Here is a 16927-nt window from a genome sequence, read left to right as displayed (position 1 = left end):
GCAGTCAGACCGTGGCCTGCCGCCGCCAGCGGATGTCCGCGTCGTCGGCAACGTTGTGATCCACCAGATAAGGATCGGGCTTCATCGCCACCGGCGATTCCGCGACGATCTCGAACTGGCCGGCCGCATTGACCCGGCCGACGCGCGGCCAAAGGTAGGTGTGGTTGTTGTCGGGATCGATCCGCACACGCCCCTGGGGCGCATCGAACTCCTGCCCGAAGATGGCGTCGCGCAGCCGGTCGGTGTCCATGCAGTTGGCGATGCGCAAAGCCTGGGCGAACAGGTGGACCTGGAAATAGGCGGCCTCGCACGATGCATTGGTCCGCTCATGCACCCCGAACCGATCGCGGTAGCGCGCGACGAAGCGGCGGTTCGCCTCGCTATCGATGGAATCGAAATAGGGAGCGGCGGTGACGTGCCCGCGCGAGGCGGCGACGCCGATGTCGCTGATTTCCGCCTCGCTGGTGGTCAGGCTGGCAATCGGCATCCGTGCCGGATCGAACCCTGCCTCGGCATAGGCGTGGTAGAGGTGGGCGGTGGCGGCGCCGACCACCGTGGAGAAGATGAAGTCTGGCTCTTTGCGCCGGATGTCGCGGATGACCGGGGCGAACGCCTTCTGCGTCGCATTCAGCGGCAGGTACTTCTCCGCGAGGATCTTGCCTGAACGCTGGAGCACCAGTTCCCTCATGATCCGGCTGGATTCATAGGGATAGATGTAGTCCGACCCCACCATGTAGACGCGGCTGCCGTACTCCCGCGTCAAATAATCGGCCAGTTGCCGGCCGTTCTGGTTGGGTGCGGCGCCGGTATAGACGACGTTGCGTGAGCACTCGAATCCCTCGTAAAGGGTCGAATAAAGCAGCAGCCCGTTGCGCCGCTCCACCACCGGCAGGATCGCTTTGCGCGTGCTCGACATGTAGCAGCCGAAAATGACGCTGACCCGCTCCTCGGTCATCAGCCGCTCGGCAAGAGCGGCGAACAGCGCCGGATCGGACCGCGGATCGCAGACGATCGGCAGGATCTCCCGACCGTTGACCCCACCACCGGCATTGATCTCCTCGATTGCCATCAGGGTGCCCTGGAGCTGGGTGCGTTCGATCCCGGCCGTCACCCCGGTCTGCGAGAACAATACGCCGACCCGCCACGGTTCAGCGGTCTTGGGGGTACAATCCATCTGCATCCACCTCTTCGTCGCGCTAACGCCCTAATCCTAGCCTTGGCTATCCGGTGGCATTCCGGTGGAAACTCAAACAAAAAAGCCCCAATCAGGGCGGCCGACCCTGATTGGAGCGCCATTGCTCCGGCCCGTTCCATCACGTCGAGCACCTGCTGAAATCCAGCGGCGCCCCTAGCGTGACGTAGGACAGATATGGGATGTATACTATGACAAGGACGGATGGTTTGGCGACTCCTGTTTTATGGGGGCCTGCGGGTTCCGAACTCAAGGCCGAGCAGGCGCATGAGGGAACACATCAGGCCTTCTGCCTGCGCCGCCATGGTCGGCCGAAGTCCAGGCGCGAACGGTGTCCAGGCGGTGATCTCCTCGGGCTTCACCCAGATCGTCAGGTTACCGCGCCTACACAGTGCCGCGTCGTCAGCCACCCAGGACTCCATCAGAGGCCGATCCCTTACATGCAGTTCGCCTCGATCACAGACCACGCGATTTTCACACCGACGTCATGGGAATGAAACGCCCTGCCGAAGCGTCTTCCTCCTATTGGCTCGGCCAGCACAGTGCATCCTGGCGACACAATCAACAGCAACGGAGGAAACCCATGATCAGTGCGAGCTTCCGGATCGTGGCGGCGGCCACTTTTCTGTTGGCGGTTCCCGCTGCCGCGTCGGCGCAGCAGGCCCACTCTTCTACCATGACCTTCTTCATCACCAGCGTCGGCGCCGGCAAGGGGGCCGATCTCGGCGGATTGGTTGGCGCCGACCAACATTGTCAGCGGCTCGCCCAGGCTGCCGGCGCCGGCAACCGCATATGGCGCGCCTATCTCAGCACCCAAGCCGCCGATAGCCAGCCGGCGGTCAACGCGCGTGACCGCATCGGAAGGGGTCCCTGGCAGAACGCCAAGGGGGAGGTGATCGCCCGCACGATTGAGGAGTTGCACGGAACCAACAGCCTGAACAAGCAGACTGCATTGAACGAGAAGGGTGAAACGATCAACGGCCGCGGCGACCAGCCCAACACGCACGACATCCTGACCGGGTCGCAGCCGGACGGCACCGCCTTTCCCACCGGGCAGGACATGACCTGCGGCAACTGGACCAGGAGCGGCGCCGAGGGTGCTGCCATGGTTGGTCATCATGACCGCATCGGTCTGAATGAGGAGCCGCCGGCGAAGTCTTGGAACTCGTCGCATGCCTCCCGCGGCGGCTGCAGCCAGGATGCGCTGAAAGGCACTGGCGGTGCTGGGCTGCTCTACTGCTTTGCGGCGAACTAGGGCCCGTTGACATTCGAGGAACGAAAGGGGATTCCCCTGGCTTCTGAAATCTGATTCAAGGCTGCCAAAGAGGAGGTGGCCTTGGATCGGTTCTGTTGCAAACTTTGCCGGCGGGCGGAGATCGGGTAAAACCCCGGCCCCTTTCAGCGGCCGGGGTGAGACAGTGATGCGCAGCGGGAAGAGCCTGTTCAAGGGCCGGCAGTTCACAGCGGAGGTGATCCTGTGGGCGGTGCGCTGGTACCTGCAATTTCCGATCAGCTACCGTGACCTCGAACGCATGCTGGCCGACCGCGGCGTGACGGTCGAGCACACCACGCTCTACCGCTGGATCCAGGCTTACGCGCCTGAACTGGACAAGCGCCTGCGCCTACACCTGCGGCGGACCACCGGCTCCTGGCGGGTAGACGAGACCTACATCAAGGTGAAGGGGCGCTGGATGTCTCTGTACCGCGCCGTCGATGCGCGCGGGCACACCATTGACTTCCTGCTCAGCGTCAAGCGCGATGCCGCGGCCGCCCGGCGCTTCTTCCGCAAGGCGCTGTAGCAGGCGCACACCGTGAACCCGCGCACCCTCACGGTGGACAAGAACGCTGCCTACCCGAGTGCGTCCAAGATAATGAAGAAGGGAGGCGAGCTGTGGCGCTTCACCAAGCTGCGCCAATTCAAGTACCTCAATAATATTGTTGAACAGGGTCACCGACGGATCAAACGGCTGGTCCGGTCCGGGCTCGGGTTCCAAAATTTCTACAGCGCGCGTTGGACGATCGCGGGCTACGAGATCATGGTGATGGTGTGCAAAGGGCAGGTCGCCGCCATTCCCGCCAATGACATGCCGGCCCAAGCCGCCTTTGTCGCCGCTCTGTTCGGAGTTGCTGCCTAAAGGTGCCGAACCCGGGGTGCAATCACCCCCGGCCAGACTTTGCAACGGGACCGGCTGGCGGGCTGAAGCATCGGGTGACTCCCTGCATGGAACGGTATGCAAGGAATTTGAATCCGGTGGGGCGCCGCTGAATCGGACGCTCGTTTCGCCCGACCCCAGCCATGGTCTTGCGGCCGCTATTCGTTGGTATGATGCTCACTCCAGCATGGCGCCCAGGCGGCGCCCGTAGGCGGCGATGGCGGTGCCGGCGGGGTGGCGTTCCTCGTGATAGGCCTGCAGGGCGGCCTCCACCTCGCCGTGGGCGGACAGCTGTCGGGCAAGCGCCATGGCGTCGCCTGCCGCCTTGGCCACGCCCATGGCGGTGTGCGGGCGCACGACGAAGGCGGCGTCCCCCAGCAGCGCCACCCGGCCCTTCGCCATGGCCGGCGCCTCGTAATCGAAGATGGCCTGCAGGAAGGGCCGGGGCTCCGCCGCGACCGCCGCCGATAAGGGGGGCGGCAGCAGGTCGGCCGCGTCCCGCCGCAGCCGATCGGCCGCCGCCTGCGGCACTTGGCCCGGCGCCAGCGAGAAGGAATGGCGGCGTCCATCCGCATCCGTCAGCACCGCCGGCAGATCGGCCGCCTCCACCCGTCTGTACCAGACCCAGTTGTAGCGTCGGGCTCCGACCTCCGTTTCCGCAGCCGGGCCGGTCACCAGATAGCCCAGCGTATGGGACCGCGGCATGTCGTAGAAGGCGAAGCGGTCCAGCAGGATGGCGGATTCCGCCGGCAGGGTGCGTTCCGGCACCAGCCCGCGCCAAGCGACATAGCCGGCATAAGTGTTGGCGGACCGCTTGCCCGCCACGGCGCAACGGACGATGGAACCCAGCCCGTCGGCGCCGATAACCAGATCGGCCTCCTCCCGGCTGCCGTCGTCGAAGCGCAGGCCGGCGGACGTGTCATCCTGCTCCACCCCTAGGACGGTGCGGCCGAGCGCGTAGGACTCGTCCGGCACCTTGCTGCGCATCGTGGCGTACAGATGGTCCCAGGAGATCTGCATCTGCGGCATCGCCTGCCGGTGGCGGATTTCGCCGGCGCGGTCGAGGAAGATGCGCTCGCGGGCGACGACGCCGACATGGGCCACATGCTCGCACCCCACGGCGCGCAGCAGGGCGAACAGCTCGCGCTGCGCCACCAGCCCGGCACCGCGACCAGCGAGCCCGCCGCTGGAGCGTTCATAGAGGCGGACGTCGTGCCCCTCCTGCCGCAGCAGGGCGGCGGCGAACAGACCGCCGACGGAACCGCCGACGATCCTCACACGCAAAGTCTTCATGGCTTTTTCCCTTAATATAGCGCCCGGTCAAACGGGACCGAGCGCGGCCTTGAGCCGTTCGGGGCTGAGCGGCATGTCGCGCAGGCGCACTCCGGTGGCGTCGGCGATGGCGTTGGCCAGGGCGGCGGCGGACGGCCCCTGCGCCGCTTCAGCAGTGCCGAGGAAGGGAGCGCCGGGGCGGTCCATCACCACCACCTCGACCGAGCCCGGCACGCTGTCGAAGCGCAGGATCGGGTAGCTGCTCCAGTCGAAGCTGGCGCGGCGGTCGGCGGCGAAGCGCACCGCCTCATGCCCGGTCCAGCTCAGCGACTGCCCCAGCCCGCCCTCGATCTGGTTGCGCACGCCGTCGGGGTTGGCGGGCTGGCCGCAATCGACCGCGGCGACGGCGCGGCGGACCAGCGTCCGGCCGGTCTCGCGGTCGACCTCCACCTCCATCGCCACCGCGCAATAGGCGCCCAGATTCTTGTAGCGGGCGAAGGCCATGCCACAGCCGCGCCGGCCATCTCCCTTCGGTCTTTCCCGCCAGCCGAAGCGGTCGGCCGCCGCCTGCATCACGTCGCGTGCCCGCTCGTCCTTCATATGGTCAAGGCGGAGCGCCAGCGGGTCGATCCCGGCCCCGCCTGCCAGCTCGTCCAGCATGCATTCGATGGAAAAGACGTTCAGATGCGCGCCCAGCGACCGCAGGGCGGAGACGCGCGCCGGCATGTCCTTCAGGAAATGATAGACGACATGGGTGTTGGCGAAGCTGTAGAGCGGGTTGGAGTTGCGGCTGCCGTCGCCCTCCGGCATCGGGATCGGCTTGCCTTCCGGGGCGGGAAAGGGCGGGTCGGCCTCCCCGCCGGCCAGCACGCCGCCAACTCCGACCGGCCGGTTGTTGTGCGGGTTGCTCCAGACCGCATGGCGCCACGATACGATGCGGTTGTCGACGCCCAGCGACGCCTCCAGCTCCGTCATCATGCCGGGGCCGAGCGGTTCCCAGCCGAACTCCTGCTCGCGCATCCATTGCAGGCGGATCGGCCGGCCGGGCAGGGTCTTGGCGATGACCGCCGCATCCGCCGCCACGTCGTCGGCGCCATTCTGGCCGTAGCAGCCGGCACCCTCCGCATGGATGGCATGGACCTTCTCCGGCGGCAGGCCGAGCAGTTCGGCGACGACGCGATGCACGTCGAAGGTGCCCTGGCTGTGGGTCCAGACCGTCATCGTGCCGTCCACATACTGCGCGATGGCGCAGGACGGACCGATGGAGCCATGGCTGATCCAGGGGCGGGTGTAGCGCGCCTTCACACTGCGGGCGGCTGGTCCCACCGGGTCGCTGGTGTCCATGATCGGGATGTCGCGGGCCGGCAGCGCCTTCAGCGTCGCCGCCACTGCGTCGCCGGTGCCGTCCGTCGGCAATGGGGTCGGCAGCGGCGACTGTGTTCGGGCATAGGCCGCCCGCTGCAGGTGGCGCAAAGCCTGGATCGCCGTCCATTGCCGCTCCGCCACCACCGCCAGGAAGCCGCCCTGCCGGACGATCTTCACCACGCCCGGCATGCGGACGACGGCGTCCAGATCGGGCGATAGCAGGCTGGTGCCGACGCTGGGACCGCGGACGACGCGGGCATGCAACATGCCGGGCAGGCGCATGTCGTGCAGATAGGCGGCACTGCCGGTCAGCTTCGCCGGGATGTCCACCCGCGGCAGCGCCCGGCCCAGCGAGCGGTAGTCCGACGGCTGGCGCAGCGGTGCATCCGGCACCGCCTGCACATGCAGCGACAGCCGTGCCGCGACTTCGCCATAGGGCAGGGTCCGGCCGTCCGGCGCGCGCAGCCTGCCGTCGCCGCCGGTGGCCACCCGGTCGGCCGGCAGTCCCCAACCCCGCGCCGCCTCGGCCGCCAGCAGCATACGCACAGTGGCGGCGGCGTTCTGGATCGCGGTGCCGCTGTCCTGCATCGAATGGCTGCCGGCGGTCAGCCCCTCGTCCGGCGTGCGTTCGGTGTCGGCGGTGACCAGGGTGACGGCGGCGGGCGGGACGTCCAGTTCCTCCGCCGCGACCTGGATCAGCGCGGTGCGGATGCCCTGGCCCAACTCCACCTTGCCGGTGAAGACGGTGATCCGGCCATCGGCGTCGATGCGGATCCAGGCGTCGAGCCAGGGGGTGGATTTCAGGCTGCCCTTCAGGTCGGGCGCCACGATGGCCGGGCCGGTGCCACCCTCGCCGCCGCCGGCGAGTTGGGCGAAGGCCTTGGGCGCGACGGCGAAGGACACCACCAGGGCGCCGCCGGTCAGGAAGCCGCGGCGGGAGAGGGGCGGTAGGACGGGACTCATGGCCGCACCTCCTGCGCCGACTGGACGCCCTTGCGCATGGCGACGGCGCGGCGGATGGCGCGCAGGATGCGCATGTGGGTGCCGCAGCGGCAGAGGTTGGTCTGCATGTGGGCGCGGATCTGCGCCTCGTCCGGATCGGGATTGCGGTCCAGCAGGGCCTGGGCGCGCATCAGCATTCCGGCGATGCAGTAGCCGCACTGGGCCGCCTGTTCCTTCTCGAACGCCGGCACCGTCAACTCGTTGGCACCTGCGAAGGTGGCGGGCGCGGTTTGGTTTGACCAGGAATATGCGACGGGTGGGGTGATTACGCGGCCAAGGGTGCGCCGGCCACCTCGGCCCAGGCGGCGAAGGCCTGAGCGCGGGCGGCGCGGTACTCGGAGGCGGTGAGGTGATCGCGGTGGAGGTGGACGAGGTTGTTGATCGGGTCGTGAATGGAGAGGAACCGCTGGACCTGCCGGGGTGATTTGAAGCGTTTCATCTGCCGCTCACGTCGTCGTGTCGGCTGATGGGAGTTCTCGGCCCGATTGTTGAGGCCCTTGTGCTGGCGGTGCTCGCAGCCCAGCTTCAGGTCCCTCTTGGCCCCGGCGTATGATTTCAGCTTGTCGGTGATCAGCACCCGCGGCGCCCGAGCTTGCTTCTTGAGCAGCTTGCGCAGCAGACGCTTGGCGGCCTTCTTGTCGCGCCGGCTCTGCACGAGCACGTCGAGGACGAAACCGTCCTGATCGACGGCGCGCCACAGGTAGTGCTTCTTGCCGGCAATGCTGATGACGACTTCATCCAAATGCCACTTGTCGCCACGGGCGAGGCGGCGCTGGCGGATGCGGGAGGCGATCTCCCGGCCGAACTTCAGGCCCCACTGGCGCACGGTTTCGTGGCTGACGGTGATGCCGCGCAGCGCCAGCATCTCCTCCAGGCATCGTCAAGTTGGCTTGGCGGGGCGGGCGCGGTGACGGTATAGGGCTGGGATGACGACGCGCCCCGACCCGATGTACGCCGGCTATCGGTTCCCTGGTGAGGTGATCAGCTACGCGGTGTACCTGTACTTCCGCTTTCCGCTGAGCTTGCGCATGGTGGAGGAGATGCTGGCGCTGCGCGGCATCACCGTCAGCCACGAAACCGTGCGCCAGTGGGGCCTGAAGTTCGGCCGGGAGATCGCCTCCCGCATCCGCCAGCGCCGCCTCGCCCGTGGCGACAAGTGGCATTTGGATGAAGTCGTCATCAGCATTGCCGGCAAGAAGCACTACCTGTGGCGCGCCGTCGATCAGGACGGTTTCGTCCTCGACGTGCTCGTGCAGAGCCGGCGCGACAAGAAGGCCGCCAAGCGTCTGCTGCGCAAGCTGCTCAAGAAGCAAGCTCGGGCGCCGCGGGTGCTGATCACCGACAAGCTGAAATCATACGCCGGGGCCAAGAGGGACCTGAAGCTGGGCTGCGAGCACCGCCAGCACAAGGGCCTCAACAATCGGGCCGAGAACTCCCATCAGCCGACACGACGACGTGAGCGGCAGATGAAACGCTTCAAATCACCCCGGCAGGTCCAGCGGTTCCTCTCCATTCACGACCCGATCAACAACCTCGTCCACCTCCACCGCGATCACCTCACCGCCTCCGAGTACCGCGCCGCCCGCGCTCAGGCCTTCGCCGCCTGGGCCGAGGTGGCCGGCGCACCCTTGGCCGCGTAATCACCCCACCCGTCGCATATTCCTGGTCAAACCAAACCGCGCCCGCCACCTTCGCAGGTGCCAACGAGTTGACGGTGCCGATCGTAAGGTGTGGCAACCGATCCACTGGTGTGAACCGACGGCTTTCCGAAACCGGTGAAGCGCCTGCGCGGGATGGTCGCCGCCATCGGCGGCTGAACCGCCGCACGACCGGCGGGAGCCGGCCCCCACGACCACCCACCCGCGTGTACGCGGGCGGACTGGTGGGAAACAGCGCCAATGTCCATCCGACCTCCTGAACCGGAGATGATGACCACTACCGAGGAGCGTGGATGGCATCCGGCCGGACCGCGGCCGCCCTATGCGGCGCCGCGGTCCATCCGGACGCCATCCCGTCGATCATACCGGACCCATTCCATGAAATTCATGCAACCGCCCGTAGAACCCGCCGCGGCCCGCATTGCCCGACTGCGTCGGATCGCCGAACGTGCTGAGCGCGACTGCGCCGCGACCGGCCGCCCCGACCTGCTGTTGCGTGCGGCACTCCACCACCATGCGGCCGGAGACGTCGACATCGCGCGGGCACAAGCGGCGGCCCTTATCGACCGCGCCGACGATGACCCCGGCTACGCGCCGGTCTGGCTGATCCACCAAGCCCACGACCTGATCGCCCGGATCGACGGCACGGATGACGCGCCGCACGGCGCCGACTGACCTGCTCCACTCTTCCCACACCTGCCATTGAGTCAATTCCCGTTCGAAATGAGGTAGCGATGCCCGACACAGATCTCAGTCCCCCCACCCCAGCCAACACAACGCCACTTGCTCCCCAGGATTGCGCATCGCCGACGCGAACGACTGCGGTCATTGTCGCTGGCGACCGGTTTGCCCTGCGGGGCCTGGTCAGCCTTCTCGGCCGAGTCCATTCCATTGGCTCCATCGAAGCTCACGGTAGCATCGACGCAGCGATGTCCGGACCGCGAACGGATCTCCTTGTGGTGCATACCGGCACGCCTGGCTTGACCATCGAGCCGGTGGCGGCGCTGGTCGAGCGAAGACAGGCCAGAGTTCTCCTTGCTGCCGGGGTGTGCGGACCCAGCAGACTGGCGGAGTTGCGAGCCGCCGGTGCCCACGGGCTGCTGACCGGGGCGGAAACGACGGAACTGTGCGCCAGCATGATCCAGCTGGCTCTTGCCGGCTGCAGCTGTTGGCCAGCAGCAGCGGCAATCAATCCAGATAAAAACAAGGTATTTCACAGCATACCGGCCCCTGCTCTCACTCTGACGGCAAGACAGCGGGAGGTTGCCGCAGAACTTGCACGCGGCCACAGCAACAAGATCATCGCCGCCACCCTTGGGATGAGCGAAGGAACCGTCAAGATACATCTTACCGCGGTCTATCGGACTCTCGGCGTCAGCAACAGGGCGATGGCGGTCGCACGTTTGCTTCCAGAGTTCGGTTCTTCAACTTGCATGGATTGTGCCGTCGAAGAGCGGGGAAAATGCCCATGAGGACGCGCCGGACGAAGCCATCCGTGATGAAACATGTGCCATCGATCGCCGATTCTTGTCGATGCGCTCGGTGCGGCATCTGGCACGATCAGGACCGTAGCGGTCTGGACAACTGGCTCCTTGTCGGGCCGCCCGGCGATCCCGAAAGCTACACACTGTGCCGCCGCTGCCACATCACAATTATGCGGCGACGGCCACACTATCTCGACCTGGACACGTATCTGACGCTGCTGCCTCCCCGCTGGCCGAACCGGGGGCGATGCAAAACCAACAGAAGAGGGAGCGCCCGGTCCATGGCCAGGAGCCACACCGCCGCCGACAGGGAGATGGCCCTCCGCATCGTACTGGCCAAGGTGCCGAAAGGCTTTACTGTCGGCATTGGCCCTCATGTCGAGGGCGGCAAATTGTGGATTAGGATCGATGACGCGCCCTTCCCCGCCTTCTTGCCTCGGCGGATAATCCGCTGGGGAACCTTCCTCAGCTACAGCGTCGGACCCGACACTCTGACTTACCCGCCCCGTGTCGCCGCGGTGATCCAGAGCATCCGCGTGACACTCACCGCCGCCGGGATCGGGGAGGCGGACATCAGCCTGTCTCAGGCCGCTGCGGAACGGCAGGCTGCCCAAATCCTTGCTTTGAGCCAGAGCGCCCACGGACTGATGGCGCTGGCCAAGCTGCTTGGCGCAGCCGGGTTGGACGAAGAGGCTATCTCCGCACAACTTGACTGGCTCGATCGAACCCAATGACCGGCGGCTGCACCCCTCAATAGAAGCCAACCATGTGGTGGTCGTCGCACGCGACGCGACCAGTTCGGCGGTTCTTGCAACGGCTAAGTGCGGGACCGCGATGTTGCTCCGCCATGACGCACAGTCGGCGGAACCTTGCGGCTGGTCGGCACCGGCATCCAACACCGGCCCATTATCCCCTTCCATACCATTCCATTCCAGCTCCAGAGGTTTCTCATGACATCGACCGATCTCACGACCCCGCCGAGCAAAACCGCGGTGATCGCCGATCCCCTCCCTGGCACCATTAATGCTTTGGAGGCGCAGCTCTTAAAAACGAACCCCACACGCCGGGCAAAACTGGTCACTGAGACTTGCGACCTTGTCCCCGTCGTGACCGCCGACCTGGCGGTTTGGCGTGATCAGGTCGGTGATGACGATAACCGTTGCGCCCTCGGAGTGATCGCCGAGGCGCTCGATAGCGCCCACCTCCTGATCGTCGCGGCCCGGCGAGACGCGCCGCGGCCATGGCAGCCGCTGGGGAGCCAATGCGACTGTTACACGCAGATGCGCCGCCACTTGGCGGATGCCGCGGAGTTCCTCGAGTGGGCGATGACCGTGGCCCGCAGCGTCAGCCTGACGATGAAGGTCGACGTCCAGCAGGCGATCCGCCGTGACGAGGAGGGCCGAGCCGTCACGGTATCGACCGCCACGCTCAGCCTACACGAATAGAACAAGGGGTAGCCAAACGATGGACCACCCAACCATGCCACATCCCGATCCTGCGGGCTGCCAGGACCCAAGCTCCTTCCTGCGACGGCGGCGACAATTTCTCGCCCCCGCCGCGAATTTGACCCTGCTTCCACCTCGCTGGCCGCGCCGGGGGCGTAGAGTCAAATAGGGAGGCGCCAGAATGGCCCGCTGTTACACCGCCGCGGATCGGGAAGCGGCTCTCCGCGTCGTCCAGGCCGTGGTCCCGCAGGGTTTCATCGTCGCTATCAGCCCGCATGTCGAGGATGGCCGCTTGTGGGTTCGGATCGATGACGCGCCCTTTCCCTGCATTCTGCCATGGAGGATCATCCGCTTCGGTAAGGTCGTCGTCACTTACAGCACCACCGCCCCCGATCCTCTGACCTATCCGCCCCGTGTCGCTGCTGTATTCCAGGACATTCGCACAGCACTCGCGGCCGCCGGGTTCGGGGAGGTGGACATCAGCCTGTCGCAGCTGGCCGCTGAGCGGCAGGCCAGGCGGATCCTTGAGCTGACCCATAGTGCTCACGGACGCATGCGATTGGCCGGCCTGCTTGCCGCCGCTGGACTGAACGACGAAGCAGTCGCCGGCCAGTTGGACTGGCTCGACCGGACCTCATGAACGGCTGCGTCCGGCACCAGACAGTCCGGCTGGGCCGGCATCATGATGCTGTTGTCGCACGATCCCGGCTGGTGAGGGGGAACGAACACGCCAACGACCGGCCTTTTCAGCGGCGTCAACATCTTTATTGCGTTCGGACGTTCCTCCGAGGCGAACGCGGAGACCATGAGGAGGGCGGGTGCGGCACGCTGTCCTGCAGCCGGATCGGATTGGTTTCCGATCCGCCATCGCAGGAGCGTTCCATGCCCGTGTCCCTCAGCAAGACCGACCCCGCCGCTCCCGCCTCCACCAAGCGATCGGAACCCGACAACCGCCTTCAGCAGGTCGAGGAGACCTTGCTGGACCTGGTGATGTTGATCGCCCGGACCGAAGCCCGTCGCTTCCGCCGCTCCTCCCGCGGCGTCACCCACCTCCGGCTGCTGCTGCTGATCGCCTTGGTCTGTCTGACGATCATGATCGGCGTCCTCGCCGCGACACCCTCCTGACCTCCCTCGCCCCTGAAAGGACACGCCTTCATGAGACGCAAGCCGAATTCCGGCCGGTGCAACGGCACCATCGGTGACCGGGTGGTGATCTACGCCCGTTACTCGGACCAAAAGCAGGACCCCTCCTCCATCTACGCCCAATTGGCGCTCTGCCGCGACTTCGCTGCCTCCAAGGGATGGGAGGTAGCCGGTGAATTCACCGACGCGATGATCAGCGGGGCCACCAAAGCGCGGGATGGCTATCAGGCCATGCTGCGCGTCGTCGATGCTGGGGAGGTGGACATCGTTTTCGCCGAGGCACTCGACCGCCTCACCCGTGACCCGGAAGAGAGCTATGCCCTCTTCAAACGGCTCAAGCACCGGGGCGTCCGTCTCGTCACCTTGGCCGAGGGTGAGGTCAGCAACATCCACGTCGCGGTCAGCGGCATCTCCAACGCCCTCTACCTCGAGGCCGTTTCATTCAAAACCCGGCGCTCGATCCTCGATAAGGTCCGCAGGGGCGAGATCATCGCCGGACTCGCCTACGGCTACCGGGTCGTCAAGGTTTATGCGGACGACGGAACCTTGGTCGACCGGCACTGGGAGATCGTCGAAGAGCAGGCGGCGGTGGTCCGCGACATCTTCATCGCTTTCGCCGGTGGCCGCAGCCCCAAGCAGATCGCCCGCGACCTGAACGAGCGTCGCGTCCCCGGCCCGCGCGGCGGCATCTGGCGCGACACCACCATCCGCGGCCATTGTGAGCGGGCGAGCGGCATTCTGCGCAACGCGCTCTACACCGGCGTGCTGGTGTTCAATCGTCAAAGCTTCAGCCGCAACCCGGCCGACGATGCCAAGCGCGTCGCCAGCCTCAACGACGAGTCCGATTGGGTACGCGTCCCCTGGCCGGAACTGGCCATCGTACCGCAGGACCTATGGGACCGAGTGCGGCAGCGGCTGCTGACTATCCGGAATGGCGCAGCATCCAGCGCGATCCGCGATGTGCGTCCGTGGGAGCACCGCCGCCAGCATCTGCTCACCGGCCTCGCGGTCTGCGCCGGCTGCGGCACGTCGCTCAGCAACGCCGGCCGTGATTATCTCGCCTGCACCACCGCCAAGCTCTCGCCCACCTCCTGCGCCAATCAGGGCAGCGTCCGACGGAGTGTGCTGGAGGACACGGTGCTGAACGCCCTACGCGATCGGCTGATGCAGGAGGACATGGTGGCGGCCTTCATCGCCGCCTTTCGCGAGGCGGTTCGGACGGATGGGCAGGATCAGACCGCTGAACAGAGGCGGATGGAAGCCGAATTGAGGAAGGTGCGCCAGGACCTGGATGGGCTGGATGCCACCGCCCGCCAGGGTCGGCTGACCGAGCGCCTGCACCGGTTGATGGTGGAGTTGGAGGGGAAGGCCGAATCACTGGAAGCGGCACTGGCCTCCCCTCCCCCACCGCTTGTGGAACTGCCCAACAACTTGGCTGCCCTGTACCGGGAGCGGATCGCCGATTTGGCGGCAACGCTGGATAACCCGGAGCACCGGATCGAAGCACGCGACCGGCTGCGCCCGCTGATCGAACGGGTGGCGGTGCGCTTCGGCACAGCCAATGCCCGAGGGGTCGAGATCACGCTGGAGGGTGATCTGGTGGCGCTGCTCAGTCTCGGCCTAGGCGCAAACGCACCGAAGGCCGGCGCTGCGGGAGCGGCCGGCCTTCGCGAACAGGTGCGTTCGGTAATGGTGGTTGCGGGGGCAGGATTTGAACCTGCGGCCTTCAGGTTATGAGCCTGACGAGCTACCGGGCTGCTCCACCCCGCGGATGTCTCGGTATGGGGTGATGGATTTCGTGACGATGCCAGCGTGTTTGCTTTGGTTTGGCGTCTCTTGAGCCTGAGTGACCTGGCGGCGACCTACTCTCCCACGTCTTAAGACGCAGTACCATTGGCGCGGAGGCTTTTCACGGCCGAGTTCGGGATGGGATCGGGTGTTTGACACCTCGCCATGACCACCAGGTCACCAAGGCTCAAGACCGACGCTTCCGAAGCGTATCGCTGTTCAGTGCAAGTGAGGGTGAGGATGTATCGAACTGGCGGTGTTGCGTCAAGCAGGGCCTAACAAGCAGGCTTGCTGCTGCGCATGGCGCGGTAATGTGGGGTCGAGATCAAGCCGATCGAGCGATTAGTAAGGCTTAGCTTCAGGCATTGCTGCCCGTCCACATGCCTCCTATCGACGTGATGGTCTGTCACGGCTCTCAAGGGAGCTCTGGTTTAGAGGTGGGTTTCCCGCTTAGATGCTTTCAGCGGTTATCCCGTCCATACTTAGCTACCCGGCCATGCCACTGGCGTGACAACCGGTGCACCAGAGGTATGTCCATCCCGGTCCTCTCGTACTAGGGACAGATCCTCGCAAAACTCCGACACCCACGGCAGATAGGGACCGAACTGTCTCACGACGTTCTAAACCCAGCTCACGTACCACTTTAATCGGCGAACAGCCGAACCCTTGGGACCTGCTCCAGCCCCAGGATGTGATGAGCCGACATCGAGGTGCCAAACGACTCCGTCGATATGGACTCTTGGGAGTCATCAGCCTGTTATCCCCGGCGTACCTTTTATCCGTTGAGCGATGGCCCGTCCACGTGGAGCCACCGGATCACTATGGCCGACTTTCGTCTCTGCTCGACTTGTCAGTCTTGCAGTCAGGCGGGCTTATGCCATTGCACTCGACGAGCGATTTCCGACCGCTCTGAGCCCACCATCGCGCGCCTCCGTTACACTTTGGGAGGCGACCGCCCCAGTCAAACTACCCGCCATGCAGGGTCCCGGACCCGGATCACGGGCCACGGTTAGATGCCAGAGACTTCAAGGGTGGTATTTCAAGGTTGGCTCCACCCGGGCTGGCGCCCAGGCTTCCAAGCCTCCCACCTATCCTACACATGAAGTCCCTAGCACCACTGCAAAGCTGTAGTAAAGGTGCACGGGGTCTTTCCGTCTGACCGCGGGAACTCCGCATCTTCACGGAGAGTTCAATTTCGCTGAGTTGGTGTTGGAGACAGCGGGGAAGTCGTTACGCCATTCGTGCAGGTCGGAACTTACCCGACAAGGAATTTCGCTACCTTAGGACCGTTATAGTTACGGCCGCCGTTTACCGGGGCTTCAATTCAAGGCTTGCACCTCTCCTCTTAACCTTCCGGCACCGGGCAGGCGTCAGACCCTATACGTCGCCTTGTGTGGCTTCGCAGAGCCCTGTGTTTTTAGTAAACAGTCGCTACCCCCTGGTCTGTGCCCCCCGCCATGGCTTGCGCCACAACGGGGCCCTCTTCTTCCGAAGTTACGAGGGCAATTTGCCGAGTTCCTTCAACACCATTCTCTCAAGCGCCTGGGTATACTCTACCAGTCCACCTGTGTCGGTTTGGGGTACGGTCTATACGGCGGGGCTATTTCCTGGAACGGGTCCACAGCATGTCCAATCCGATAAGGACATACACGCTTTCCCATCCGTCACCTCCGCCAGGCCCACGATTATTAACGTGGTTCCCATCGACTACGCCTTTCGGCCTCGCCTTAGGGGCCGGCTCACCCTGCGTGGATTAACCTTGCGCAGGAACCCTTGGACTTTCGGCGACAGTGTTTCTCACACTGTTTGTCGCTACTCATGTCAGCATTCTCACTTCCGATACCTCCAGGCGGCCTCACGGACACCCTTCGCAGGCTTACGGAACGCTCCGCTACCACGTGATCATGAGATCACATCCGCAGCTTCGGTACACGGCTTGAGCCCCGATACATTTTCGGCGCAGGCCGGCTTAACTAGACCAGTGAGCTATTACGCTTTCTTTAAAGGATGGCTGCTTCTAAGCCAACCTCCTGGTTGTCATGGCCTTCCCACATCCTTTCCCACTTAGCCGTGATTTGGGGACCTTAGCTGGCGGTCTGGGCTGTTTCCCTCTCGACGATGGACCTTAGCACCCACCGTCTGTCTGCCGGACTGCACTCTGCGGTATTCGGAGTTTGGTTAGGTTTGGTAAGGCTCGCGCCCCCCTAGCCCATCCAGTGCTCTACCCCCGCAGGTGATATCCGACGCGCTACCTAAATAGCTTTCGCGGAGAACCAGCTATTTCCTGATTTGATTGGCCTTTCACCCCTAGCCACAGGTCATCTCCGACTTTTTCAACAGGCGTGAGTTCGGTCCTCCAGTGCGTGTTACCGCACCTTCAACCTGCCCATGGCTAGATCATCAGGTTTCGGGTCTAAAGCATGCA

Annotated in this window: 12 protein-coding genes, 1 tRNA gene, 2 rRNA genes and 5 pseudogenes (1 of these 20 cut by a window edge); 10 read left to right on the top strand and 10 right to left on the bottom strand. The window is 65.0% G+C overall.

Going from position 1 to position 16927, the window contains the following annotated elements:
- Window positions 1-4 precede the first annotated feature (4 nt).
- Entirely contained in the window at window positions 5-1174 is a 1170-nt protein-coding gene (locus tag ACWPKK_RS22330) for a transporter substrate-binding domain-containing protein (RefSeq protein ID WP_452008592.1), read from the bottom strand.
- A 266-nt stretch (window positions 1175-1440) separates the two neighbouring features.
- Window positions 1441-1614 (bottom strand): annotated as a pseudogene (locus tag ACWPKK_RS22325) (IS5/IS1182 family transposase); the annotation flags it as partial.
- Between the two features lie 161 nt (window positions 1615-1775).
- Here ACWPKK_RS22325 and ACWPKK_RS22320 point away from each other — a divergent pair.
- Window positions 1776-2447: a hypothetical protein gene (locus ACWPKK_RS22320; protein ID WP_452009620.1), complete on the top strand. Its 672-nt coding sequence runs from the start codon at window positions 1776-1778 to the stop codon at window positions 2445-2447.
- A gap of 166 nt (window positions 2448-2613) precedes the next feature.
- A pseudogene (locus tag ACWPKK_RS22315) lies at window positions 2614-3327 on the top strand (IS6 family transposase).
- 195 nt (window positions 3328-3522) lie between these two features.
- On the opposite strand, the gene ACWPKK_RS22310 reads toward ACWPKK_RS22315, so the two are convergent.
- The 4 genes and pseudogenes from ACWPKK_RS22310 to ACWPKK_RS22295 all read right to left on the bottom strand — a co-directional run.
- Window positions 3523-4638, bottom strand: coding sequence for an FAD binding domain-containing protein (locus tag ACWPKK_RS22310; RefSeq protein ID WP_452008589.1), 1116 nt, complete (start codon window positions 4636-4638; stop codon window positions 3523-3525).
- Between the two features lie 27 nt (window positions 4639-4665).
- Entirely contained in the window at window positions 4666-6945 is a 2280-nt protein-coding gene (locus tag ACWPKK_RS22305) for a molybdopterin cofactor-binding domain-containing protein (protein WP_452008586.1), read from the bottom strand.
- Window positions 6942-7169 (bottom strand): annotated as a pseudogene (locus ACWPKK_RS22300) ((2Fe-2S)-binding protein); the annotation flags it as partial. The gene ACWPKK_RS22305 and the pseudogene ACWPKK_RS22300, both read right to left, overlap by 4 nt.
- Before the next feature lie 80 nt (window positions 7170-7249).
- Window positions 7250-7864 (bottom strand): annotated as a pseudogene (locus ACWPKK_RS22295) (IS6 family transposase); the annotation flags it as partial.
- A gap of 46 nt (window positions 7865-7910) precedes the next feature.
- Between ACWPKK_RS22295 and ACWPKK_RS22290 the strand changes: the two are divergent.
- From ACWPKK_RS22290 to ACWPKK_RS22255, 8 genes and pseudogenes are all read left to right on the top strand, one after another.
- Window positions 7911-8624 (top strand): IS6 family transposase, encoded by a 714-nt coding sequence (locus tag ACWPKK_RS22290; protein WP_452008583.1) that lies wholly within the window; start codon window positions 7911-7913, stop codon window positions 8622-8624.
- A 405-nt stretch (window positions 8625-9029) separates the two neighbouring features.
- Window positions 9030-9317, top strand: a complete 288-nt coding sequence (locus tag ACWPKK_RS22285; protein WP_452008580.1) for a hypothetical protein — start codon at window positions 9030-9032, stop codon at window positions 9315-9317.
- Window positions 9318-9622: 305 nt separating this feature from the next.
- Entirely contained in the window at window positions 9623-10114 is a 492-nt protein-coding gene (locus ACWPKK_RS22280) for a helix-turn-helix transcriptional regulator (protein WP_452008577.1), read from the top strand.
- Window positions 10115-10407: 293 nt separating this feature from the next.
- Window positions 10408-10860 carry a hypothetical protein gene (locus tag ACWPKK_RS22275; RefSeq protein ID WP_452008574.1) on the top strand — a complete coding sequence of 151 codons (453 nt, stop codon included), beginning with the start codon at window positions 10408-10410 and terminating at the stop codon, window positions 10858-10860.
- Window positions 10861-11076: 216 nt separating this feature from the next.
- Entirely contained in the window at window positions 11077-11571 is a 495-nt protein-coding gene (locus ACWPKK_RS22270) for a hypothetical protein (RefSeq protein WP_452008571.1), read from the top strand.
- Window positions 11572-11752: 181 nt separating this feature from the next.
- Window positions 11753-12211 (top strand): hypothetical protein, encoded by a 459-nt coding sequence (locus ACWPKK_RS22265; protein WP_452008568.1) that lies wholly within the window; start codon window positions 11753-11755, stop codon window positions 12209-12211.
- Window positions 12212-12453: 242 nt separating this feature from the next.
- Window positions 12454-12696 carry a hypothetical protein gene (locus tag ACWPKK_RS22260; protein WP_452008565.1) on the top strand — a complete coding sequence of 81 codons (243 nt, stop codon included), beginning with the start codon at window positions 12454-12456 and terminating at the stop codon, window positions 12694-12696.
- Between the two features lie 30 nt (window positions 12697-12726).
- Window positions 12727-13809: pseudogene (locus ACWPKK_RS22255) on the top strand (recombinase family protein); the annotation flags it as partial.
- A gap of 54 nt (window positions 13810-13863) precedes the next feature.
- On the opposite strand, the gene ACWPKK_RS22250 reads toward ACWPKK_RS22255, so the two are convergent.
- The 4 genes from ACWPKK_RS22250 to ACWPKK_RS22235 form a co-directional block, all read right to left on the bottom strand.
- Window positions 13864-14055 (bottom strand): hypothetical protein, encoded by a 192-nt coding sequence (locus ACWPKK_RS22250; protein ID WP_452008562.1) that lies wholly within the window; start codon window positions 14053-14055, stop codon window positions 13864-13866.
- 352 nt (window positions 14056-14407) lie between these two features.
- Window positions 14408-14484: transfer RNA gene (locus ACWPKK_RS22245), tRNA-Met, on the bottom strand.
- 79 nt (window positions 14485-14563) lie between these two features.
- Window positions 14564-14679, bottom strand: a 5S ribosomal RNA gene (gene rrf, locus ACWPKK_RS22240).
- Between the two features lie 144 nt (window positions 14680-14823).
- Window positions 14824-16927: ribosomal RNA gene (locus ACWPKK_RS22235) — 23S ribosomal RNA — on the bottom strand (it continues 643 nt past the right edge of the window).

The sequence above is a fragment of the Azospirillum largimobile genome (genome assembly GCF_977007025.2).
This window is presented reverse-complemented; position numbering and strand designations above follow the sequence as displayed.